A 17,529-nucleotide genomic window follows, 5' to 3' on the forward strand; every position below is an offset into this window, starting at 1 on the left:
AATGCCAATGGTCATCATGCCGGGGTTGTCGGCTTGCACTTGCGCGGCCACGGCCGAGGGCATCAGCTCCAGCACCATCATGGCGGCACCGGCCTGTGCCAACTCCGTGGCGTGCTTGCGCAAGGTAGCCGCGCCCGCCTCGTCACGCCCCTGGATGCGGTAGCCGCCCAGCGCATGCACGCTTTGCGGTGTCAGGCCCAGGTGAGCGCACACCGGCACGCCGCGCTCAGTGAGGAAGTGCACCGTCTCGGCCGTCCAGCCGCCGCCTTCCAGCTTGACCATGTGGGCACCGGCTTGCATCAAGGCCACGCAGGCACGCAGAGCTTGCTCACGGCTTTCCTGGTAGCTACCGAACGGCAGATCGCCCACGATCCAGGCCGTGCGATTGCCGCGGGCCACGCACCGGGTGTGATACGCCATCTCGTCCAGCGTGACCGGGATGGTGCTGCTGTGACCCTGCACGATCATGCCCAGCGAATCACCGACCAGGATGCAGTCCACGCCGGCTTCGTCCACCAGGCGCGCAAACGTCGCGTCATAGGCGGTCAGCATGGTGATCTTGTCGCCTTGGGCGTGCATCTCGCGCAGACGATGCAGGGTCACAGGCTTGCGAACAGCGGAAACAGCAGCAGTCATCTTGATGGGGGCCGCGGGCGACGCAACCCGTTCATGGGGTGGCGGGATTCTAGGACGGCTCGTACGCCAAGCGCACATAAATGGGCGCAAAGGCCTCGGCCTGGGTGATTTCAATGAGGCGCTCACGCGCCAGCTCCAGCATGGCGATGAAGGTCACCACCAGCACGGGCGAGCCACGCGTCACATCAAACAGGTGCTCAAACTCGACAAAGCGCTTGCCCGTCAGCGTGCGCAAGACGATGCTCATGTGCTCGCGCACCGACAGCTCTTCGCGGGTGATCGTGTGGTGCGTGTGCAGCTTGGCGCGCTTGAGGATGTCCATCCATGCCTCGCGCAGATCGGACAGGCTCACATCGGGATGGCGGACCACGATCGACGGATCGCTGTGCGCTTCGACCCGCATGAAATCGCGCCCCATCAAGGGTTGCTGATCCAGCTGCGCGGCGGCGAGCTTCATGCGCTCGTATTCGATCAGGCGGCGCACCAGTTCGGCACGCGGATCTTCCGGTTCGGCGTCCCCCTCCACCTTCTTGGGTGGAAGCAGCATCCGTGACTTGATCTCGATGAGCATCGCGGCCATGAGCAGGTACTCGGAGGCCAGCTCCAGGTTGCTCTTGCGGATCTGCTCGACGTAGGCCAGGTACTGGCGCGTCACATCGGCCAGCGGGATGTCGAGGATGTTGAAGTTCTGCTTGCGGATCAGATAGAGCAGCAAGTCCAGAGGACCCTCAAAGGTCTCCAGAAACACCTCCAGCGCGTCTGGAGGGATATAGAGGTCATTGGGCAGCGCAAACAGCGGCTCGCCGTACAGGCGTGCCACCGCCACATGGTCAATGACCTCTGGCAGGCCATGCTCGTCGAGCTCTGGCCGAGGCGTGGCCCCCTCATCGGGCGCCATCACATCTTGCGTCACTTGTCAGCCTTGGCGCCGAGCCACGTCCTGCCTGAGGGCCTCAGCCCTTGTGGTGGTAGACGTAAGCCTGCTGGGCCACGCGGGCTTCTCGCTGGGCCTTCTGGGTGTCCAGATCCACAGGCGCCTTGTCCCACAACAGGAAACGACCTTGGCGCTGACGGGCTTCCAGCTGCGGATCACGCTGCTTGAGGCTGTCGATGAACTGCGTCACGTCGGACTTGTAGGGCTTCCAGAAAAGGGGCATGGTGTGTACCGGCAATTGGGTCAAGCTGCGCATTTTAGCGGGCAGGACTGCGTTCTTGTCACACTCGGCCGCACGGCAGGCCGGACAATGCACACCATGCAGGAAATTGAACTCAAATTTCAGATCCCCGAAGCGGCGCTGGCTGCCGTTCAGGCCGAACTCGCCGCACTGGATGCGGGCCAACACGCCCCGCTGCCGTTGAAGGCCGCGTACTTTGACACACCCGACCGTGCCCTGGCGGCATCCCGCATGGCCTTGCGTGTGCGACAAGAAGGCGACGAGTGGGTGCAAACCCTGAAAGCGGGCGGTAGCAACACCATGATGCGGCTGGAAGACAACCAGTCCGCTGACGCCCCGCCGGCCGGCCAGCCCATCACAGCCGACCTGAGCCGACACCTGGGCCGCCCTGCCGAACAAGCATTGAAGCAGGTGCTGAGCTGGGACACGGCAGAAGACCCGAAGGGCGCACACGCCGGCCTGATCGAACTGTATCGAACCGACATCGTGCGCACCCGTGCGCGGGTGACGGTGGGCGCAGGCACGCCCCACGAAGGCGTGGTGGAGTTGGCGCTCGATCTGGGGCACATCCATGCCGGTGCCTTGAGCGTACCCGTGCGTGAACTGGAAATTGAATCCGTCTCGGGCCATCCCATGGCGGTGATCGATGCCGGTCGAGACTGGGTCCAGCGCCATGGCTTGTGGCTGGACACCCAAACCAAAGCCCACCGCGGTGACCGCCTTGCCCGCCAAGCCGCTGCCACAGCAGAGGGAGCGGCTGCGACCGCCGCCCTGCCCACCGAGCACCCCACCCTGGGGCACGCGGCCCGCATCCGCCACGATGCCAACGTCGAGCAGGCGTGGCGTGCCGGACTGGAGGCCTGCCTGGAGCACATCGCTGGCAACATGAGCGAGCTGGCCACCGGGCCGAATGCCTTGGCCCTCACCGCGTATCAATGGCGCCTGGCACTGCGGCGCCTGCGTGCCCTGGCACGACTGCTGGATGGCAGCCCCCTGGCCTTGCCCGCCAGCACCCTGGTCCACGCGGCTGCATTGAATGACGCATTGGGGCGCTGGCGTGATGCCGAAGCCCTGGCTTGGCTGCCAGCCCGCCTGTTTGCACTGGGGGGCCCGATGTTGGCGCTGCCCTGCCCCACACCGACACAATGCCAGGCCGATGCGGTCGTGGCCCTGTCGCGCTCAGCGCCAGCCACCGCGCTGTGCCTCGACGTGCTGGCCTGCTTGCTGCAGCCTCTGCCCGACAAGACCCTGGCCCACACTTCAGCCCGTGACTGGCTGGCCGAGCGACTGGATCAGGTCCACGCACGCTGCGTGAAGATGGCCCTGCATGGCGCAGACCTGAGCGACGAAGATCTGCACAAGCTGCGCCGCTTGGGCAAACGTGTGCGCTTGGGCAGCGACCTGTTCAGTCCACTGTGGCGCCCCAAGCGCCAGCGACGCCACGAGCGCGTGCTGAAAGCCGCGCTGGACGCCTTGGGTCGCGTCCAAGACGAAGCCACCGCCGAGGCCTGGTACACCCAAGCCGCCGAACAAGACCCGCGCGCCCTGTTTGGCCAAGGGTGGTTGCAAGGGCGCCGTCAAAGCTTGCGCAAGCGTGCGCAACGCTCACTCGAACGCTGGCTGCGTGTGAACACGCCTTGGTAAGGGCGCGTCCATCAGGCTGGATCAGCGAATGCGCATACCGGGCTCTGCGCCCGGGAAGGGTTCCAGCACGTACACGCCCGGGTTGGCCTTCTCGTCGGTGTGCGAGGCGGCCAGCACCATGCCTTCGCTGACGCCAAACTTCATCTTGCGGGGGGCCAGGTTGGCCACCAGCACGGTGAGCTTGCCGATCAACTGCTCGGGCTGATAGGCCTCTTTGATGCCGCTGAAAACGTTGCGCATCCGGCCCTCACCCACATCCAGCGTGAGGCGCAGCAACTTGGTGCTGCCTTCCACATGCTCGGCGTTCACGATCTTGGCAATGCGCAAGTCCACCTTGACGAAGTCATCGATGGTGATGGTGGGCGCGATGTCTTCGCCACCGGGCTTGGGCAGCTCGACCACAGGCGGTGCGGGCGGCTCGAACAAGGCATCCAGCATCTTCGGATCGACGCGCTGCATCAAGTGCTGATACACACCGATGACGTGGTCACCCAGCAGGCGGGCCGCGTCGTCAAAGGTCATGGCATCAACCTTCAGGAAGGCTTCCACCTGCGCCACCACGGCGGGCAGCACGGGCTTGAGGTAAATGCTCAGCAGGCGGAAGGCTTCGATGCAGACGGTGCACACCTCTTGCAGGCGCGCGTCCTGGCCCTCTTGCTTGGCCAGCTCCCAGGGCTTGTTGGCATCCACATATTCGTTGACGCGGTCGGCCAGCAGCATGATTTCACGCAGGACCTTGCCGAACTCGCGCTGTTCGTAGTGCTCGGTGATGACGGTGCGGCCGCCTTGCAGCGTGCTCAGCAACGCACGACCATCGTCGCCAATGGCGGCGGTCAGTTGACCGGCAAAGCGCTTGGCGATGAAACCGGCTGCGCGGCTGGCGATGTTGACGAACTTGCCAATCAGGTCGCTGTTGACGCGGGCGGTGAAGTCATCGCGGTTGAAGTCCACATCTTCGACGTTGGCGTTCAGCTTGGCCGCAATGTAATAACGCAGCCATTCGGGGTTCATGCCAATGCTCAGGTACTTCAGCGGGTCCAGACCCGTGCCACGGCTCTTGGACATTTTCTCGCCGTTGTTCACGGTCATGAAGCCGTGCACATTGACCTGATTGGGCAGCTTGCGGCCGCTGAACTGCAGCATCGCGGGCCAGAACAGGGTGTGGAAGTAAGTGATGTCCTTGCCGATGAAGTGCACCTGTTCCACGGTCGGGTCGGCCATGAACTCGTCAAACGAGCGGGACTCGCCATACTTGGCCAGCGGGCCGCCAGCCGAGAAATAGCTCTTGAGCGAGGCCAGGTAGCCGATGGGGGCATCCAGCCACACATAGAAGTACTTGCCGGGCGCGCCAGGAATCTCGATGCCGAAGTAAGGCGCATCGCGGCTGATGTCCCAGTCACCCAGGCCACCTTCACCGTTTTCATCCTTGGTGAACCATTCCTTGATCTTCTTGGCCACGCCAGGCTGCAGCTTGCCGTCTTGCGTCCAGTTCTGCAGGAACTCGAAACAGCGCGGGTCTGACAGCTTGAAGAAGTAGTGGTCCGAGGTCTTGAGCACCGGCGTCGCACCCGACAGGGCCGAGTACGGGTTCTTCAGTTCGGTGGGCGCGTACACGGCACCACACACTTCGCACGAATCGCCGTACTGATCCTTGGCGCCGCACTTGGGGCACTCGCCCTTGATGAAGCGATCGGCCAGGAACATGCCCTTTTCAGGATCGAAGAACTGCTCGATGGGGCGCACATCAATCAGGCCCTGCTCTTTCAGCGCCAGGTAGATGCTTTGCGCCAGCTCGTGGTTTTCGGGGCTATCGGTGCAAGACCAGTGGTCAAAACTGATGTGGAAGCCATCGAGATAGGGCTTGCGGCCCGCAGCGATGTCGGCCACGAACTGCTGAGGCGTTTTGCCGACCTTCTGGGCCGCAATCATGATGGGCGCGCCGTGGGCATCATCGGCCCCCACGAAGTGCACCTGGTGCCCCTGCATGCGTTGGAAGCGCACCCAGATGTCGGCCTGGATGTATTCCATGATGTGGCCAATGTGGAAGTGGCCGTTGGCGTAGGGCAGCGCGGTGGTAACGAAGAGCTGACGTGGCATGGTGCGTATCGAGGTGAACAGGGGTGGCGCCCAAGGCGGCACAAGACCCTGCTGGCAATCTGGACGTAACCGGACATTTTAGGGCGCGCTAGACTCTTTGGCTGGAAAGAATTGCATACCCCCACCGTTTCCGAATGACTGCCCCTACCCCCCTCGAAGCCGCCGCCCTCGACGCCTTGCGCGCCGTTACCGATCCCCTGACCGGCCAGGACTGGGTCTCCACCCGTCAAGTCAGTGCGCTCAAGGTCGAAGGTGGTGCCGCCCGTGTCGACATCACCCTGGGTTACCCGGCTCGCTCGCAGTGGCCGGCCTACACCGAGCTGGTGCAAGCCGCGCTGCAACAGGTGCCCGGCATCACGTCGGTAAGCGTGAACTGGTCCACCAAGGTGATCGCCCATGCGGCCTCGCGCGGCCAGTCGCTGTTGCCCGGCGTGAAGAACATCGTGGCGATTGCCTCGGGCAAGGGCGGCGTGGGCAAGAGCACCACCGCCGTCAACCTGGCCCTGGCCCTAGCCGCCGAAGGTGCGCGCGTGGGCATGCTGGATGCCGACATCTATGGCCCCAGCCAACCGCTCATGCTCAACATCAGCGGCAAGCCGGAAAGCCCGGACGGCAAGACCATCAACCCGCCGGTCAACCACGGCCTGCAAATGATGTCGATTGGCCTGCTGGTGGAAAACCAGTCCGCCACCATCTGGCGCGGCCCCATGGCCAGCCAGGCCTTTGACCAGTTGCTGCGCCTGAGCAACTGGGGCGAGCCCGACGCACCGCTGGACTACCTGATCGTCGACATGCCGCCCGGCACCGGTGACATCCACCTGAGCATCAGTCAGCGCGCACCGCTGACCGCCGCCGTGGTGGTGACCACCCCGCAAGACATCGCGCTGCTGGACGCGCGAAAGGGCTTGCAGATGTTCGAGAAGGTGTCCGTGCCCGTGCTGGGCGTGGTCGAAAACATGGCCGTGTTCTGCTGCCCCAACTGCGGCCACGAAGAGCACATCTTCGGCGCCCACGGGGGCGAGCGCATGGCTGACGAATTCAAGGTGCCACTGCTGGGCTCCATGCCGCTGGACCTGAAGATTCGCCTGCAAGCTGACAGCGGCGAGCCCACGCTCGTGGCTGACCCTGACAGCAAGGTGTCGCAGCTCTACAAGGCGATGGCCCGCAAGCTGGCTGCAGGCCTGTCCAAGCTGCCCAAGGACTACACGAGCAAGATGCCAGCGGTATCGGTTCAAACCAAGGGCTGATTCACACCTGGAATCAGGCAAGATGGCGACATGGCTGCTCACATGTCGCCCTTTCATTACGATGCCTGGTTCGATCTGGTGCCCTTGGCCCTGATCGAGTTCAACGAACACGGACGCGTTCTGCGCGCCAACTCGGCGCTGAGTGCCACGCTGGGATACGCCACCCCGGCCGGCACCCACCTTGCGGATTGCCCTCCCGCGATGCAAAGGCTATGCGGATGGGATGCACCGCTCACCCTGCTCACACTCGGGCCCGAAGATCCCCCCCTGCACGCCCATGTGATCCAGCCCCGTCATCAGGGGAGCGCCGCCAAGCTGTGCAGCCAGGTGTGGGCGCAGGCCGAGTCCGACAGCTCCCAACCGACTCGTTTCCTGTGCGCCATCAAGGAGCACAGCGTACAGGCCGAAGACGTCGAGGCCACCGCACACATCACCTCCGATGCCGATGCCGCACCGGTGCCCGAGATGGGGCAACTGCTGCACGAACTGAGCACCATTCTGGAAAGCACACCCGCTGGCATCGCCTACCTGCGCAATGGCCGCCTGGTGCGCTGCAATCAGCGATTTGAGCGCATGCTGGGCCTGATGCCGGGCAGCATCGTGGGGCAAGGCATCGTCGCCCTGGAAGGCTTGGATCCCCGCATCGACCAGCTCATTTCGGAGGTCAGTGCCAGCATCCGCACCCAAGGACATTACGAGAGCGAAATCGAACTGTCCAAGCCTGGAGAACTCGCGCGCTGGTACGCCCTGTCGGTCCGGCTCATCGGACCGGGGCCACAACCGAGTGAAACCATCGCCGTCCTCACCGACATCACCCACACACGCTCGCAACAAGCGCAACTGGAAGCCCTGGGGCGCGATCGCAACCTGCAAGCCGACCGCATGCGCGCGATTCTGGACTCGGTGTTCGTGGGCATCGTCACGCTGGACGATCGCGGCATCGCCTGGATGAACCAGTCCGCCCGGCGGATGTTTGCCGGCAATTTGAGTGACTTCCTGGGCCACCCTTTGAGCACCGTGGCTACGCCGGATCTGGACCACCCTTTCCGCCTGACTGACTACCTCGATGACCTTCGTGATGGGCAGTCACACACGTTTGAATGCCAGGTGGTCGGTCGAGATGGGCGGGTGTTCTGGGTCGTGGGCAATGCCGTGGTGACCTATGGCGAAGCCAATCAGCGCCACGTCACCTACGCGCTGCTGGACATTGACCGGCGACGGGAGGCCGAAGCACAATCGGCTGAGGCTCAAGCCACTTTGCAGCGCATCATCGAGATGGCCCCCATGGCCATCCACCTGGTCGATGCCCGCAATTTGCACCTGATTCAGGCCAACCAGACCGCAGCCGAGTTCATGGCTGTGGACCTGCACACCGCCATCGGCCAGCCCCCTGAAGTCCTGTATGGCCCGGAGCGTGGCAAGCTGTTGCGTGCCGACATGCAGGCCGCACTCAATGAAGCGCACATGGTGCACCGTGAATACAAGGTGCCCAGCAAAACCAATGGTCATCTGGTCTGGGACGTGAATTACCTGCCCTTGGTGGGGGACGATGACAACACCGACCAATTGCTGATTGTGGCCACCGACGTCACCGCGCAAAGAGCGGCCGAGCAAGCACGCCTGGAAGCGGCCATTGCCCAGCGCGAAATGCTGGTGCGAGAGGTGCATCACCGTATCAAGAACAATCTGCAAGGCGTGGCAGGTTTGCTCCAGCAAATTGCGGCACGCAAGCCCGAAGTGGCCCCCGCCATTGCCGAAGTGGTGGGACAGGTCCAGGCCATTGCGCAGGTGTACGGCCTGCAAGTGGGGTCAGGCGGCCCCTTGCGATTGCGCAGCGTGGTCGATGCCATCGCATCGTCGGTTCAGCGGACCTTCGGTCGCACCATCTCCGTGCTGGTCGATGGCGCGCATGTGGACGACTGGCAGTTGCCGGAAGCCGAATCCATTCCGATTGCGCTGAGCCTCAATGAGCTGCTCACCAACGCCCTGAAACATGGCCCGGGCAGCACGCCCATCCAGTGCACCGTGCAAGCCAATGACACGGCCGTGCGGATCAACATTCGCAACCCTGGCTACCTGAAAGAAGGTTTCAGCGTGGACCGCGTTCCGGGGGGCGTATCGGGTTTGGGGCTGGTACGCGCCCTGCTTCCAAGAAGAAGCGCACGGCTGACCGTGACCCAGGATGGTGCTTATGTGTTGACCAGCGTCGATCTGGCCCCCCCGGGCATCAAGCTGGCACCGCCGCAGCAAACCCAAGCGCAGCACGAGTCCACCGGGCGGCAAACCACACTTTGGCCCCAGTAAAGAACACGTTAACAGACGAACGCTGCGATAGACTGTGAAGGAAAGGTCGGGCAGTCGGCCGACCCGAAGAGGACACCTGTGAATCAAAAAGGCAAAATTCTGGTGGTGGACGATGATCGGCTGGTGTTGGCCACGCTCACCCACGGTCTGGCTCAGGCCGGTTATGAGGTGATCGATGCCGACAACGGCGACGATGCGATCCTGCTCGCACGCCAGCACAAGCCTGATCTGGCCCTGCTGGACATCCGCATGGAAGGCAAGTCGGGCTTCGACGTGGCCGCCTATTTGCGCGAGTACTGCCAGATTCCGTTCATGTTCCTGTCAGCCTTTTCGGATGAGGCCACCATTCGTCAGGTCAATGAACTGGGCGCCCTGACCTATCTGATCAAGCCGCTGGACATCGGGCAGATCGTGCCCGCTGTGGAATCGGCCTTCGCGAATCGCGCCAATGCTGCGTCGCTGAAAAAGAGCCCTGCACCCAACGTGCCAGAGGCTCAACCCATCGAGGCACCGCAAGCCAGCGTCGAGCCACAAGCCGATCCACTCAAGCAGGTGGTGGCATTGGCCGTTGGCATCGTGATGCACCGGCAATCGCTGAGTCGTCGGCAGGCGCTCGCCCGACTCCAGCAGCAGGCCACGCAGGAAGGCTGCACCATGGACGCCTTGGCTGAACGACTGATCAACGCACAAGAAGTGCTGGCAGGCTTGGGCAGTCTCTGACACCCGCCTGAGCACGGACCGACCCAAGATCAGGTCGAGCGCTTCTGCGCGTCGGATGAATCCATCAGCGTGAAGTAGAAGCACGCCCCGTCGCCCGGTTTGGCTTCAGCCCAAACCTGACCACCGTGGCGGCGAATGATGTTTTGCACACCGGCCAGCCCCACGCCCGTCCCCGGGAACTCCTTGGCGCTGTGCAAACGCTGGAACATGCCGAACAGCTTGTCGGCGTGCTGCATGTCAAACCCCGCCCCGTTATCCCGCACGTAAAACACCGGCGGATTGGTCGACGGCATGACGCCCACCTCGACACGGGGCGACACCACTTTGGCGCTGTACTTGAAGGCGTTACCGATCAGGTTTTCAAGCACACGGCGAACCAGCGATGCGTCCGCACACGCCGTCAAGCCGTCAGCCACGATCAGTTCAGGACGCTCGCCGGTCACAGGCTGCGCGAGCAGTTCTTGCCCAATCTCATGGGCCAGTGCCGAGAGATCCACCTCAACACGATCAATGTGGGTGCCCGCCAGTTGAGCCTGCGCCAAGATGGCATCGATCATGCCGCTCATGCGAGTCGATGCCGCCAGAATGCGATCCAGGTGGTCATTGCCCATCTTGCCCAAGGCGCTGCCATAGTCTTCTTTGACAATGCGTGCAAAGCCGTCCACGACGCGCAAAGGCGCACGCAAGTCGTGAGACAAGGCATAGCGCAGCGCCTCCTGCTCGGCCTCCCGAACACCCGGATCGGAAGCCGCAGACGACACCTGCCCCGCCGAGTGGGCCGCGTCAACAACCGGGTTGACCAGGAACACGCCCTGGAATCCGGTGAAGTCACCTTGTTGCGAATAAACAGGACTGCCTTGCCAGACACCCGCCAACGGGGCACCGCCCGTCCCTGTGATGAAGGACAAAGCCGATGGCCACGGCAGCGTCAGTTCGCCAGGCAAAGGCTGATGGTGGGCCAGGCAATAGCGCAATCGGGCCACACCGGCTGCGTCCGCGCCGTCAGCCCAGCAAGACCACAGCGTGGGGTGCAAGGCCGTCCAAGCCGCCAACTGGTCCCAGTCAATGCTCAGTGTGTCCGACTGCAGCCGACCGGCTTGCCAGCGCACGATGCGGTGCTCTGCATCGGTCTCCCAGTACCAACCAGGCACCCAGTTCTGCCAGGGTTGTTCCGCCTGCACCACGTCGCGCTGAAACCACACGCGCGCCGCAACGGCCCCCATCAACAGCAGCAGCACCGCCGCCCACCATGGTGCCCCCAACAGGACAAACACCAAGGCTAGCACCAGCGCAAACGCCACCCCTTGCCACCAAAGGCCATGTAAGGGACGTTTCACCGTGCTGTTGCGCATGGAGGTCAGGACAAATTGCCGCATTCAATTGATTGTAAGTACGGCTGGAGGGGGTTTGTTCTGCTGGTTTTCAAAATGGGTAAACCGGTACATTCCGTGAAATAGCTGACACTCGCCGATATTGACAAGTGTCGATTTCAGCCAACTCGCACGACAGTTCGACATCCACTTGGCCATGCCCTCAGGACAGTCTTCCATGCGTACCCCCTGGAGCTTGATGTTCACGCTGCTGATGGTCCCCATCGTTGCAGCGGCCACCTGGCATTGGGGCATCAGTGGTGCGGGCATGGCCCTCACTGGCATGACCTGCTTGCTGGTGGGTTATCTGGCGCGGCGTCAGTTTGAACAGAAGCCCCGCCATGAGCCTGAGCCGCACGTTCCGCAGACGACCCTGCCAACGGTGCCGGATGCCCATCGATACCTGCTGCTGAGCCATCAGATTGCCGAGGCCGCACGCCACTCGGCCACTTTGCCGGAAGCCTTGCATCGGGTCGGTGCAGCCTTGCACGGCTACCTGGGCTCCAGAACCTGGACATGCCTGCGCGTCGAAGGCTGGAATGGCGAGTCGGCGTTGCTGCGTCCGTGGCTCGACACCGGAACCGACAACAAGGATGTGATCGACCTCACCGCCGTCAGCACCGTTTATCGTCGCGATGTGCCACTGGGGCAGGCATTGAGCCAAGCTCGTGCGGTCCAGGCACAACCTGCGGTACCGGGCCAAACACCCCGAACACCCTGGCGTGATGCCCAGACCAAGGAGGTCCTGGCACTGCCGATCAGTTGCATGGACGGCAAGCCCTTGGCCCTGCTGGAGTTCTGTGACCCCAATCCTGCAGACCCCAGCTTGCTGACCGTGCTCGACATTGCGGCCATTCAACTGGGATTCGTTGCGCAGCGTGATGCCAACCTCGCCACCATGGCGAACAGCCACGAACATCTGGAACGCCTGGCCATGGTGGCCTCCCGCATCAACAGCGGTGTGGCCATCACAGACCGGGACGGCACGGTCGAGTGGATCAACGGCGCATTCATGACCCTGACTGGATGGCCCGATGAACAAGTGATCGGCCGACAACTGACGGACCTGCTCAAGCAAGAAGCCACCGCCCCCGAATCAGTGGAAGAAATGCACGAGCACCTGCGTCGTGGCCTGCCCTTCCGCTTGTCGTTTGAGGCGAATCGCCCGGGCGCTCGCCCACCCAGCCGGTACTGGGCAGAGATCGACGCCATCCAGATGCTCGACGATGCGGGAGGGCGTGGACGCTATGTCTGCCTCTTCAATGACATCACCCGTCGCAAGACCCAAGAACACATCCGTGAGCAGGAGCGCGAGTTTTTGGAAGCCCTGCTGGGCAACTTGCCAGTCAGCCTTTTTGTGCTGGACCCGGTCACCTTGAATGTGGTGGCCATCAACCGCTACACCGAGACCGAATTCAAACTGCAGCGCGACCGTGTGGTGGGGCAATCGATCGAGCAAGCCTTGGGCCCCATTGTCTTGAGCGTGACCACGCCCTTCATGAAGCAGGCCATTGCCACAGGGCAAACGGTCGAACACGACTTCGCGGTCAATCGTGATGGTCTCTCGCGCGTGGTCAATGCCCGGCACTTTGCTTTGCGGCATACCAACGGACGCCCTCGCCTGCTGATTTCGCTGGTGCGAGACATCACGGCCTCACGTCAGGCACAGGCCGACCTGGAAGAGTCAGAACGCCGTTTCCGCGAACTGGTCGAGTCCATGGACGACACCATTTATGTGGCCGATGGCGACCGTCAGCATTACCTGTACCTCAGCCCACAGGGCGAAGGCCTGCTGGGGCTGAGCATGGCCGAGTTGTGCGCCTCGCCTGATCGCTTGCGCAGCATGGTGCACGAAGATGATCAGGCCTTCCTCAACCAACAGGCCGCGCAGGAATTGGCGCATCAGCCCACGGACATCCGCGTGCGGATGGACATTCCCGGCAAGGGCATTCGCTGGGTCCGGCACCGCACCCGCACCCGCACACTGCCCGACGGGCAACGGCGAATCTACGGGCTGGTATCGGATGTCACAGCCGAACAGACCCATGCGCTGGAACTGCAGCGTGCGCGGGACATGGCCGAGGCCGCCAGTCAGGCCAAGAGCCAGTTCATGGCCAACATGAGTCACGAAATTCGCACGCCCATGAATGGCATTCTGGGCATGACGGAATTGCTGCTGGGCACCTCGCTGAACGACAAGCAGCGTCGCTTTGCGCAAGCGGTGTACCGCTCGGGCGAGAGCCTGCTGGAGATCATCAACGACATCCTGGACTTCGCCAAGATCGAAGCCGGCAAGCTGGAGCTGGCCTCCAGTGACTTCGTGCTGCGAACCGTGGTGGAAGACACGCTGGAGTTGATGGCCCCCCGCGCACACGAGAAGGGTCTGGAGCTGAGCTTCAGAGAGCAACCGGGCTTGCCCTTGGTCATTCACGGTGACGCCCTGCGCCTGCGCCAAATCCTGACCAACCTCGTTGCCAATGCCATCAAATTCACGGAGCACGGTGAAGTCGTGGTGGACATTCGCCGCGCGCTGGGCGGCAGCCAGGTGGTCGCAGCGCCGGGTGGCAACGCCCCGATTGAGCTGGAATTCATGGTGCGGGACACCGGCATCGGCATTGCCGCCGACATGATGCCCCGCCTGTTTGCGGCCTTCAGCCAGGCCCAAGGCGGGATGGCCCGCCGCTATGGCGGCACGGGGCTGGGGCTGGCCATCTCCAAGCAGCTCGTCGAGATGATGGGGGGACGCATCGAGGCCCACAGCGCACCGGGCGTGGGGTCGGAGTTTGTCTTCCGCATCCCTGTGAGCATTGGCGACACCCAGGCCGATCTGGCCATGGTGGAAGAGCCCGGCATGCCACATCTGCACGTGTTGGTCGTCGATGACAACGAAACCAATCGCACCGTCATCGAGAACATGCTGACCGCATGGGGCATGCGGGTCACGCTGGCCGCCAACGGGCGCGAAGCGCTGGACCTGCTGTTCGCCGATGCGCAGCAAGATGCCGATTTCGAACTGGCCCTGGTGGACATGCACATGCCCCACATGGATGGCATGGAGATGGCCGACGCCCTGCGTCGCAGTGGGCGCTATCCGGATCTCAAGCTGATCATGCTGTCGTCACTGTCGACGCCTGACGACGTGCGCCGCGCCCAGGACGTCGGGTTTGATCGCTTTGTGGCCAAGCCGCTGCGCAAAGCGGAATTGCGGCAAGCCATTCTGGGTGTGTCGGTGGATCGCCAGGGCGAAGAGACCGCGCCACAGCCTTTGATCAACCGTCAGGTGTTGGTCATTGAAGACAACACCGTCAACCAGGAAGTGTGCGGTCAGATGTTGCGCCGCATGGGTTGCGAGGTGGCTTTGGCCAGTTCCGCGCAGGAGGGCTTGCGCCGACTCTGCGAAAAGCGCTTCGATCTGATCCTGATGGACATTCAGATGCCCGGCATGGATGGCATCGAGGCCTTGAACTGGTTCCGCCGCGGAACCGGCAAACGTTTCAACTTTGTGACACCATCGGACACTCCCGTGGTTGCCGTCACGGCCAACGCCCTGGAAGGCGACGAAGAACGATTCCTCGGCCTTGGCTTTGATGGCTACCTGTCCAAGCCTTTCCGTCAAAGCCAATTGCAGAAAATTTTGACCGAGCACACTGGTGCATCAGACGCCAGCGAGCCACCTGAGGCCGTCCCACAACAAGAAGAAGTCATCGTGCCCGTGTCCCCGCCCCCCATCCCGGAAAACGTCGCTGCCCCCGCGCTGGACGTCCTGGATCAGACTGCCATCAAGCGCCTGCGTGAACTCGACCCCAAGGGCGAGAACCGCCTGCTGGAGCGCGTAGCCCAAGCTTTTGAGACATCTGCAGGCCGCCTGTTGCCGCAACTGGAAGAAGGGTTCAAGATAGGCGATCTCCCCACCGTTTTGACGGTAGCACATACCCTGAAGTCGTCTTCTGCAAGCATCGGTGCGCTCAAGTTGTCACAACTGTGCGCCGAAATTGAAGGCATCATCCGGCAAAAGACAGGAGAAGACTTGAGTTCTCGCATTCGCATGATCCCCGAACAAGCCGACCTCGCGCTGGAGGGGTTGCGCCTATTGCTGGAGGTTCGAGGATGAGCCTGCGGCAGACCTCGCACGGGGACTGGATCGAAGAGCAGCCCAAGGTTCTCCTGGTCGATGACGACGAGGTCAATCTGCTGCTGACGTCGATCGCCTTGCGCGAACGGGGGTTTGCCATCACCGAGGCCAGCTCTGGCGAGCAGGCTCTCAAGATCATTTCCAACTGCCTGCCAGACATCGTCGTGCTGGATGCCGTCATGCCAGGCCTGGACGGTTTCACCACCTGTGCCGAGCTGCGGCACATGCCGGGGTACGAGTCGGTACCGGTGCTGATGTTGACGGGACTGGACGACGAAGCGTCCATCACGCGCGCCTACGAAGTCGGTGCGACAGACTTTTTTGTCAAAAGCACACAGTGGAGCTTGCTGGCGGGTCGTTTGCGTTATTTGTTGCGCTCTTCACGCACCCGGCACGAACTGGAACGAAGCAAAGCAAAGCTCGCACGCGCGCAAGATCTGGCCCGCATGGGGAGCTTTGACTGGCGCAAGGGCTCGGGTGACATCGACTGGTCATACGAAGGCTTGCGCGTGTTTGGCCTGGGGCCGCTGGACCACTTGAGTGTGCGCAACGGCATCCGCATGATGTCGCCGCAGGACCGCCCAGGTTTCCTGCGCATCCTGCGTGAGGTCATGCAGCACGGCACGGTGCTGTGCAACGACATCCAGATCAACCTGCCAGACGGACGTCGCCGCATCCTTCACCTGGAAGCCGAGCCCGAGTTCAACGAACAAGCCTTGCTGGTGGGCTACACCGGCATCGTGCAGGACGTGACCGATCGCCGCGTGGCCGAAGACCAGATCAAGCATCTGGCCAACTTCGACACCCTCACCGGCCTGCCCAACCGCCGCCAGATTTTCTGGCGCAGTGAGCGCGCCATTGAGCACGCCAAGCGGCTGAACCACTGCGTGGCGTTGATTCAGGTTGGCCTGGATCGCTTCAAGATCATCAATGAAAACCTGGGCCACCACGCCGGCGACGAACTGCTGATCGAGGTGTCTCGCCGCTTGCGCAACTGCGTGCGCCACTCCGAACAGATCATCGATGGTCACTTCGATGGCATGGGCCAACGCACGCACCGCACGCTGGAAGCGGTGGGTCGCCTGGGTGCCGATGAGTTCGTGGTCTTGCTGCCCGAGGTGGCAGATCAGGATGAGGCCATGGCAACCGCGCGCCATATTCTGGCTGCCTTGCGTCAGCCCATGATGGCCGCCGGTCAGGAATGCTTCATCACTGCCAGCGTGGGCGTGGCCGTGTTCCCGGCACATGGTTTGAGCGTGGCCGACTTGCTGCGACATGCAGATGTGGCGATGGACATTGCCAAGAGCCAGGGGCGCAACACCGCCTTGCTGTACGACCCGCAACTGGCCAGCAAGAGCAAGGTTCGTCTGGACCTGGACACGGCACTGCACAAAGCCCTGGAGCGCAAGGAGTTGGTGCTCTACTACCAGCCCAAGATCGATGTGTGCACCAGCCGCATGGTGGGTGTCGAGGCGTTGATGCGCTGGCAGCGCGATGGGCAACTGGTGCCGCCCAACGAGTTCATTCCCCTGGCGGAGGCGACCGGCCTCATCACCGAAATGAGCTTGTGGGCCATTGAAGAAGCGGCCCGCCAGGCCAAGCGCTGGCAGCAAGAGTTTGGCTTCAATGCGTCCATCGCCGTCAACCTCACCAGCCGCGTGTTTGAAATGCCCGATCTGGTCGAAAAGATCGAGCACATCCTGCACCGCGAAGGCGTGTCCCCTCGCTCCCTGGAGCTGGAAATCACGGAAACCGGGCTGATGAAGGATTTGCAGGGTGTCGTGCCCTCGCTGCACCGTCTCAACCAGCTTGGCACCGAAATCTCGATCGACGACTTCGGCACCGGCTACTCGTCACTGGCCTACCTCACCACCTTGCCCATCAGCGAGCTCAAGATTGACCGCTCGTTTGTGCGCGACCTGGGCGACACCCCGCAAAGCTCTGCGGTGGTCTCGGCCATCATCGCGTTGGCACGTGCTTTGGGCCTGCGTGTGATCGCGGAGGGCGTAGAGACCACCACGCAAATGGAAGTGCTCTACAACCTCGGCTGCCATATTTGCCAGGGCTTCCTGTTTGCTCGCCCCATGCCCGCAGATCAGGTCAGCACCTGGGTGTCTGATATTCAGGCTGGCAACGAACTGCCTCAGGTGAGCAGCGCGTCGCCCAGCGGGCCGACCACCGTGTGGCCGGCAGATCCACATTGA

At 62.7% G+C, this 17,529-nt stretch carries 11 protein-coding genes; 6 read left to right on the top strand and 5 right to left on the bottom strand.

The features are described 5' to 3' along the window. From panB to ACMV18_RS05980, 3 genes are all read right to left on the bottom strand, one after another. The coding region (gene panB / locus ACMV18_RS05970) for a 3-methyl-2-oxobutanoate hydroxymethyltransferase (protein ID WP_420817085.1) at nucleotides 1-636 on the bottom strand (636 nt) is incomplete at its 3' end. Nucleotides 637-685: 49 nt separating this feature from the next. After that, a complete protein-coding gene (locus tag ACMV18_RS05975; protein WP_374255600.1) occupies nucleotides 686-1,534 on the bottom strand; it encodes a segregation and condensation protein A in 849 nt (282 codons plus the stop codon). A 55-nt stretch (nucleotides 1,535-1,589) separates the two neighbouring features. Then, nucleotides 1,590-1,793, bottom strand: coding sequence for a DUF3460 family protein (locus ACMV18_RS05980; RefSeq protein WP_374255492.1), 204 nt, complete (start codon nucleotides 1,791-1,793; stop codon nucleotides 1,590-1,592). 96 nt (nucleotides 1,794-1,889) lie between these two features. Here ACMV18_RS05980 and ACMV18_RS05985 point away from each other — a divergent pair, with 96 nt between their 5' ends. Next, the gene (locus ACMV18_RS05985; RefSeq protein WP_420817086.1) at nucleotides 1,890-3,455 is read left to right on the top strand and encodes a CYTH domain-containing protein; all 1,566 of its coding nucleotides are present in this window, start codon (nucleotides 1,890-1,892) and stop codon (nucleotides 3,453-3,455) included. Between the two features lie 21 nt (nucleotides 3,456-3,476). Here the strand turns inward: ACMV18_RS05985 and metG are convergent, their stop codons facing one another. Next, nucleotides 3,477-5,552, bottom strand: coding sequence for a methionine--tRNA ligase (metG, locus tag ACMV18_RS05990; RefSeq protein ID WP_420817087.1), 2,076 nt, complete (start codon nucleotides 5,550-5,552; stop codon nucleotides 3,477-3,479). A 134-nt stretch (nucleotides 5,553-5,686) separates the two neighbouring features. On the opposite strand from metG, the gene apbC reads away from it, so the two are divergent. The 3 genes from apbC to ACMV18_RS06005 all read left to right on the top strand — a co-directional run bounded on the left by apbC (nucleotide 5,687) and on the right by ACMV18_RS06005 (nucleotide 9,823). Further along, entirely contained in the window at nucleotides 5,687-6,799 is a 1,113-nt protein-coding gene (gene apbC, locus ACMV18_RS05995; protein ID WP_420817088.1) for an iron-sulfur cluster carrier protein ApbC, read from the top strand. Nucleotides 6,800-6,829: 30 nt separating this feature from the next. Further along, entirely contained in the window at nucleotides 6,830-9,103 is a 2,274-nt protein-coding gene (locus ACMV18_RS06000) for a PAS domain S-box protein (RefSeq protein WP_420817089.1), read from the top strand. A 78-nt stretch (nucleotides 9,104-9,181) separates the two neighbouring features. Further along, nucleotides 9,182-9,823, top strand: a complete 642-nt coding sequence (locus ACMV18_RS06005; protein ID WP_420817090.1) for an ANTAR domain-containing response regulator — start codon at nucleotides 9,182-9,184, stop codon at nucleotides 9,821-9,823. Between the two features lie 29 nt (nucleotides 9,824-9,852). Here ACMV18_RS06005 and ACMV18_RS06010 read toward each other — a convergent pair whose 3' ends face one another. Beyond that, on the bottom strand, nucleotides 9,853-11,199 hold the full coding sequence (locus ACMV18_RS06010; protein ID WP_420817091.1) for a sensor histidine kinase: 1,347 nt from the start codon (nucleotides 11,197-11,199) through the stop codon (nucleotides 9,853-9,855). Between the two features lie 172 nt (nucleotides 11,200-11,371). Here ACMV18_RS06010 and ACMV18_RS06015 point away from each other — a divergent pair, with 172 nt between their 5' ends. Both ACMV18_RS06015 and ACMV18_RS06020 read left to right on the top strand, forming a co-directional pair. Continuing rightward, on the top strand, nucleotides 11,372-15,304 hold the full coding sequence (locus tag ACMV18_RS06015; protein WP_420817092.1) for a response regulator: 3,933 nt from the start codon (nucleotides 11,372-11,374) through the stop codon (nucleotides 15,302-15,304). Further along, on the top strand, nucleotides 15,301-17,529 hold the full coding sequence (locus ACMV18_RS06020; protein WP_420817093.1) for an EAL domain-containing protein: 2,229 nt from the start codon (nucleotides 15,301-15,303) through the stop codon (nucleotides 17,527-17,529). Before ACMV18_RS06015 ends, ACMV18_RS06020 begins: the two co-directional genes overlap by 4 nt.

This window comes from Aquabacterium sp., from assembly GCF_048860245.1.
Classification (GTDB): Bacteria; Pseudomonadota; Gammaproteobacteria; order Burkholderiales; family Burkholderiaceae_C; genus Aquabacterium.